This window comes from Salinisphaera sp. C84B14, from assembly GCF_040361435.1.
Taxonomy (GTDB): domain Bacteria; phylum Pseudomonadota; class Gammaproteobacteria; order Nevskiales; family Salinisphaeraceae; genus Salinisphaera.
Genome location: NZ_APNL01000036.1, coordinates 1 through 6,589 on the forward strand (window position 1 = coordinate 1; position 6,589 = coordinate 6,589).

6 protein-coding genes are annotated in these 6,589 nt (G+C 54.7%); all 6 read right to left on the reverse strand.

The window, feature by feature from the left end; genetic code table 11:
* Positions 1–468 (reverse strand): tetratricopeptide repeat protein (locus C84B14_RS17795; protein ID WP_353226067.1); only part of this gene is annotated, 468 nt, incomplete at its 3' end.
* 44 nt (positions 469–512) lie between these two features.
* Complete coding sequence (locus tag C84B14_RS17800; RefSeq protein ID WP_353226069.1) at positions 513–1,418, reverse strand: cation diffusion facilitator family transporter; 906 nt, start codon at positions 1,416–1,418, stop codon at positions 513–515.
* A complete protein-coding gene (locus tag C84B14_RS17805; RefSeq protein WP_353226071.1) occupies positions 1,411–1,764 on the reverse strand; it encodes a P-II family nitrogen regulator in 354 nt (117 codons plus the stop codon). The genes C84B14_RS17800 and C84B14_RS17805 overlap by 8 nt, the downstream gene beginning before the upstream one ends.
* 96 nt (positions 1,765–1,860) lie before the next feature.
* The gene (gene nhaA, locus C84B14_RS17810) at positions 1,861–3,213 is read right to left on the reverse strand and encodes a Na+/H+ antiporter NhaA (RefSeq protein WP_353226073.1); all 1,353 of its coding nucleotides are present in this window, start codon (positions 3,211–3,213) and stop codon (positions 1,861–1,863) included.
* Positions 3,214–3,234: 21 nt separating this feature from the next.
* A complete protein-coding gene (locus C84B14_RS17815; RefSeq protein ID WP_353178364.1) occupies positions 3,235–4,899 on the reverse strand; it encodes a phosphoethanolamine transferase in 1,665 nt (554 codons plus the stop codon).
* 321 nt (positions 4,900–5,220) lie between these two features.
* On the reverse strand, positions 5,221–6,589 hold a 1,369-nt coding region (locus C84B14_RS17820), incomplete at its 5' end, for an efflux RND transporter permease subunit (RefSeq protein ID WP_353226075.1).

The following is a 6,589-nucleotide window of genomic DNA, read 5'->3' on the forward strand; positions in this document are numbered from 1 at the left end:
AAACCCCTGCTTTGCAGCTAATAAGTAATACATTGCGGCGCGCTCACGTCGATTGTCGTGAGCTGCTCTACCTTTGCGATAGAGTTCTGCGAGACTGAATTGCGCAGGAAGAATTCCTTGATCGGTCGCTTTTTGCAACCATTGCATTGCAGCCTCCGAGCTTTCCCCAAGACTAGGGCTTTGACGCAACAAAAGGTACAAATTGTATTGGGCAGCCGCGTGACCTTGCTCAGCTGCCTTTCGCAGCCAGTGATACGCCGCGGCGTCATCTTGCGCCACGCCTTCTCCCAAGGCCAATGCGCCGCCTATGGAATTTTGGGCGTTAGAGTCGCCACGCTCGGCGCGCTGCAGAGTCGACTCAAAACGCTCTCGGATCACTTCGCTTTTAGCAGTAATTTCGACCGCGAGAGCGTTGCTATGGTCCAGAGTAAGTAAGCTAGCGAATATGGCAATAACAAACCGAACCATTCCAGACCTCTTTCCCATGGTTACCACCGTTAAAGCTGCGCAATCTAGTAGCGTGCTGCAGCGTCCGCGGAATACGAGCTAGCTTCTTGGTGGGTTTCCGGCTGCAATGTGCTGTGTCCGACACCAAAATCTCGCTGCAGCAGTTCTTGCAGCTTGGGGAGGACCTCTTCCCAGAATCCGATCTGGTCGAGCTTTATTTGCGCCGATAACGCATGTCGGCTCGATGAGAGAGACCAAACGTGCACGTGGTGCGCCTCGACGACACCGTCGACCTCAGCTATAGCCCGCTTTAGCTTATCGATATCAATGTGACTCGGCGTGCCTTCCATTAGTACGCGCAGCACATCTCGCAGAACATTCACGCTTGCGAAACCAATCAACAGACTAATGAAGAGTGATAACAGCGGATCGATCGGCAGCCACCCAGTGAGATAAATGACCAGCCCGGCAAGAAGGGCCGCGACAGATCCCGCCAAATCACCCATCACATGCAACAGTGCGGCCCGCACGTTCATGTTTTTTTCGCCCCGCACCAGAATCCACGCAACGGCAACATTTACGAGTAAGCCGATGAAAGCGACGATCATAACGGTCGTTCCGCCAACTTCCTGTGGATTTGCAAGTCGTTCGAAAGCGGCAAAAACAATCCACACCACAATACCCAGCATGAACAGAACGTTGACCAACGCGCCTATAACTTCGGCGCGCGCAAATCCATACGTATGCGTTCTCGATGCGCGACGCTGACTTAGCCATGCCGCAAAAGCGCCGATTCCGAGAGATAAGGAGTCGGTGATCATATGTCCCGCATCGGCAATCAGGGCCAGTGAGTTGGCCCAAAGGCCACCAGCCACCTCGACGCCAGCGTATGCACTCGTAAATACCAGCGATACGATCAGCAGTTTGGTGCTACCGCTATGGCTATGCCCGCTATGGTCATGTTCACTCATTTGAGCTCCCCGATTCCGGCGATATTTGCACTGCGGCCTCGTTGCGATGACCGTCGCTAATTCGAATGGCGTCCCGTAGGTCCGATATGAATACCTTCCCGTCGCCTGGATGGCCGTCGCCGGTGCGTCCGCTGGCCACGATTGCGTCAACCACTGTCCTAGCAAGTGATTCCGGCACATCGACTTCGAGCTTGGCCATTTTGACCCGCTCTAACCCGCCGTCCTGGACGTGGCCATATTCACGCAGATGCACCACCGCGATTCCGGGTATATCGTCAATATCAGCCAGCGCCGAAATCACCTGTTCGAGCATGACTTCACGTACGTAAGCCTTGATTTCCTTCATCGTCTGTCTCCTTTTGGTAACTTTAGTTCACAGAGGTCAGCCGTCGTCGCGAATAGTGACCGTAATTGCTCTGTCATTCGGTCATCACGTTCCAGCTCACGCGACGTCTTCGCTCTGCGCTACCCAATTTTCATCATTCTTGTGTAAAACCAACCAAAGTAATCCCAGCCCCGCCAATGCGGCGATTAAGGAGCCAGCCAAAATGCCAACGCGTGCGGCCGATACGATCGCCGGATCTGTAAACGCAAGGCTGGTCAAGAATAAAGCGATAGTGAAACCAACGCCGGCGAGAAGCCCCAGACCGGTCAGAGCTGACCAAGAGAGACCATCCGGGAGTTTTGTTCGGGACAAGAGGGCCGCCAGACGTACGGCCGTTACAATGCCAAGAGGCTTGCCAACCACCAGACCGACACCGCTCCCGACTAGAACCCAAAGGCTGGCATTATCAGCGAGACTAATTTCGCTCAGATCAACCCCTGCATTGGCGAGCGCGAACGCCGGCATGATCAGGAATAACACCCACGGCTCTAGGCGATGTTGCAGGATATTCAGCGGCGATAATGCGCCTCGCCTAACGCGTTCCAGTTCTTCTAGGAGCCGACGTTTTGAGGACGAGGCTTCGCGCAATAGGTGTGGAATGCGTTCAGCGGCCTGTTCATTGTATGAATGCGTATGGCGTGGCGCGGAAAGCGGCGTCAAGAACCCGAGTAAGACGCCCGCAACGGTCGGATGAACGCCGGATTTCTCCATCGCCAGCCAGATGGCAGCGCCAACCAACCAATAAACTAAAAATGCGTGGACCCCGGCACGGCGCATCGCGTAAACGAGAGCTAGCCCGAAAGCTACCACGAGCAATGGAATAATGGTGATCTTCGCCGAATAGAACAGGGCTATCACGGCAACCGTGCCGACGTCATCGATAACCGCAAGTGCCAGTAGGAATGCCCGCCAGCTCGGGGGCACCCGTTTGCCTAGTAGGGTGAGAAGCGCAATAGCAAAGGCGACATCTGTCGCCATTGGTACGGCCCATCCCCCGGGATCCCCCGCCGGTAGGTTAAGAATCAGAAAAACTGCGACTGGCGCTAGCATGCCGCCTAGCGCTGCTACCACTGGCAGGACCGCTTTGTCTCGGGTGGACAGCGCACCGCGAAGAAATTCGTACTTTACCTCGAGACTGACGTGAAAGAAGAACAGCGCCATCAATGCATCATCAATCCATTCGTGGAGCGAAAGTGACAGCTCTACATCGCCCAGACGAAGAGAAAGCTCGGTGTTCCAAAAGTCTGCGTAGCCTGGTAATAACGATCCCGCAGAGTTGGCCCATAGCAGCGCGAGCGCAGTAGCAATAACCAAAACAATGCCGCTGGATGGCCCATACGCCGCGAAGCGGCGTATGGGCCGTAACAGCCGCTCGGCCAAGGGATGCTGATCTGAAGTTACATCAGACATGGGTGGCCTCTCCTAACAAACCTACCGACCTGTCAAGGCGATGGCGCGACATGCAGCAAAAATGTCCTGCCCGGGCCGGTAGACCTGTGTCTGTACCGCGAACAGACCTAGAACCGTGTCGAACAAATTATCCTGGCTATACTCGTCGTCACTCATCTGCCTCATGCACTTGCGCTCGAGTCCCCGCCCCTTCCTAAAATCAGACGAGGTCCAAACCATCAGCGGCACATGGGTTTGTTCATGCGGCGCTATTAAGTACGGTAGGCCGTGAAGGTAAATGCCGCTCTCGCCAAGCGACTCGCCATGGTCGGACATATAAATCATCGCGCTCGCATAGCGATCGGAGTTCCTTTTTAGAAACTTCACAACCCTAGAGAGCACGAAGTCGGTATATAAAATGGCGTTGTCGTAGGCGTTTATCAGCTCTTGGCGGCTACAATCCTGCGGGCGATTGCTACGGCATTCAGGCTGGAATTTGCGAAACTCAGGCGGGTACCGTTTGTAGTATTCAGGCCCGTGGTTGCCCTGTTGATGAAGCACAATGAAAGTGTCTCTCGAGGGCTCGTTTAGCGATTCATCCAGCCGATACAATAAAATTTCGTCAAAACAGCCATCTTCATTGCAATAATTAGGCACGTCCATCTGAGCTGTGTTTTGTGTTTTTACCCTGGCGCAAACGCCCTTGCAGCCGGAGTTGTTTTCACGCCATAGCACACGTACCCCGGCGTGTTTCAGGACATCTAATAAATTCTCGCTGTTATCCGACACGAACTCGTCATAACTGCTGCGGTTTTGGCGCGAGAACATACAGGGCAGAGACACTGCAGTAGCAGTGCCGCAGGAATATACGCTGTCAAACTTGACAATCTCTTCTTGGGCCATGAGCGGCATGGTCCTCCGCTCATAACCTTCCAAGGTAGCGTTATGAGCACGCACCGTTTCCCCTAGAACGAAAACCACTAGCCTTGGCTTGCCGCCGGGTGAGCTATGCTGTCGTTGGTAGGCGTCGCGGCCCAATGGCCGAAGTGCCGCCTCACCGGCACTTAACTCGGCAGCCAGCAACTTTCCAGCCGAGTAAATGGAATAACTCGGATTAATCAAATAACGTAAATTTCGATTTTCGCGCCCTACTAGTGAAAATTCTTTGTAATGGCTATAAAGTGCCGCCCCGGCTACTGCTAAAGCTAGCGCCATCGTCAATATTTGCCGACCCAATTGTCTAGGAAAAGTCGCATAGCGCACGGGAACCCACCACACAACCAACGCCGGCAAAACTCCGGCCCATAACACATGCCAAAACAAAACCGGGCTCAATAAACCGTCAACCTCCCTAGGGTCGGTTTGTATGGTGTTGCGCAGCATTCCGTCATCAATCACAACACCGTAGGTATCCATGAAATAGCTATTAACAGATGCCAGGACGAGTAACACGGAAATAAACGGCTTAAAAAGAAAACGTAAGCCAAATGGTGCGATAGCCAAAGTGAAAGCGGCGACAAGAAATACGAAGATTGCGGCGAAAAACCCAAAGTTCCCCCGCCAGGAAATATCTGCCGCACTTGCCGCCGCACTCCAAAATGAGTTATTGGCAGTAGTCACTAGAAACAGCGCCACGGCCAATGCGAGCACGGAGGTCGTCACACGCAGGCGCGAAACCCGATGGTCGAAGGATTTGGCCGCTACCATCGCGACCACCTCCAAACGTTTGCGACTTCGTTTTGTGGCTCACCCGCAAACTCTGGGTGCCTGCAGCGTGGAACACCCTGACTAACAAGTGACCTATACCCAATGGCCCCTATGATATTGGGCTTATATTTAGTTAGCGCATAGATCGCTAAACTATGCCTGTAGCTCCAAACGAGACCACCATTCACTCGGCCGATGTATTCGTGAGAATTCTTCGCAGTACTCCGCTGCGAATCAATCGAGGGCGCTTGCCCTGAAATCACCTGGTCGAGCGGGACTTGCGCCATATGGGTGGGTGTTACCTCCATGATCAGCCCCTCCTCACAGCTCGACTTCGCGCCGTGGTTCGGCGAACCAGTGGTACACGGCAGGCAATACCAATAACGTCAGGAGCGTTGAAGTCACGAGGCCGCCGATTACGACTGCGGCCAACGGCCGTTGCACGTTCGATCCGATACCGTTAGCCATGAGCAGCGGGATTAGTCCCAGGATCGCTGTCAGCGCGGTCATGAGTACGGGGCGCAGCCGATGTTCTGCGCCGGTGCTTACCGCCTCATCGAGCTCCATACCGTGATCACGCAACTGATTGATGTAGGAAACCAGCACGACCCCGTTTTGAACGGCTACGCCGAACACCGCGATAAAGCCAACAGCAGCGGGCACGGATAGATACAGTCCCGACAACCAGAGCGTGAAGATACCGCCGATGATTGCGAACGGAACGTTCAAAAAGATCAGCGCCGCATAGCGCAGACTCGAGAATGCGCTGTAGAGCAACAAAAAGATCAGCGCCATCGTGACGGGTACGACGAGATAAAGGCGCTTCATGGCCCTTTGTTGGTTCTCGAACTGGCCGCCGAAGTCAACGAAATAACCGGGCGGCATATCGATGTCGCGATCGATACCGGCACGCAGATCGTTTACGACGCCGCCCATGTCCCGCCCGCGAACGTTCATCTGCACATACAGACGTCGACTGGCGTTCGATCGTGATATCTGCTTGGGACCGGTATAGACTTCCACGTTCGCAACTCGTGAAAGTGGAATCAGTGCGCCACCAGGCGCCCGAAGACTCAGATCGCGAATCGCGTCGATCCGCTCGCGTTGGTCCGCTTGTAGGCGCATGAAAATATCGAACCGCCGCACGCCATCGAAGACCTGGCCGACGGAGGCACCGCCGACGCCAACCGATACAGTGTTCAACACGTCGTCCACGCTAATCCCGTAACGAGACAAGGCTTCTCGGTCTGGCTTTATGACGATCTGCTGTTTGCCGCCCTGCTGCTGAACACGCACATCTACAGCGCCGGTGGTATTGCGTGCGAGTTCGGCGACCTGCTGGCCGACCTCGGCTAGCTTGTCGAGGTCGTCTCCGAAGATACTTACGACGAGCTGTGCTTGAACGCCTGAGAGCAGCTCGTCGGTTCTAAGCTGGATCGGCTGGGAAAAGTTGTTCGCCAACCCGGGAACACGCGCTGCGAGCCGCTCGGACATCGCGTTCTGAAGACCCTCGTACGAGCGTCCGCTTTGCCAGGCATCGAGCGGTTTCAAGTTGATGGTGGTTGCGACCACGTTGACCGATTCGGGATCACCGCCGACTTCGGCACGACCGACGCGTGAATAGGCGCCGGTGACTTCGTCGAATTCTCCGACGGTATCCTGTATGCGCTTGCCGTATGCAATCGCGGAA

Excerpts from the sequence above, each read along its gene's own strand:
- C84B14_RS17800 (WP_353226069.1), bottom strand. The coding sequence starts at position 1,418 with ATGAGTGAACATGACCATAGCGGGCATAGCCATAGCGGTAGCACCAAA.
- C84B14_RS17805 (WP_353226071.1), bottom strand. The coding sequence starts at position 1,764 with ATGAAGGAAATCAAGGCTTACGTACGTGAAGTCATGCTCGAACAGGTG.
- nhaA (WP_353226073.1), bottom strand. The coding sequence starts at position 3,213 with ATGTCTGATGTAACTTCAGATCAGCATCCCTTGGCCGAGCGGCTGTTA.
- C84B14_RS17815 (WP_353178364.1), bottom strand. The coding sequence starts at position 4,899 with ATGGTAGCGGCCAAATCCTTCGACCATCGGGTTTCGCGCCTGCGTGTG.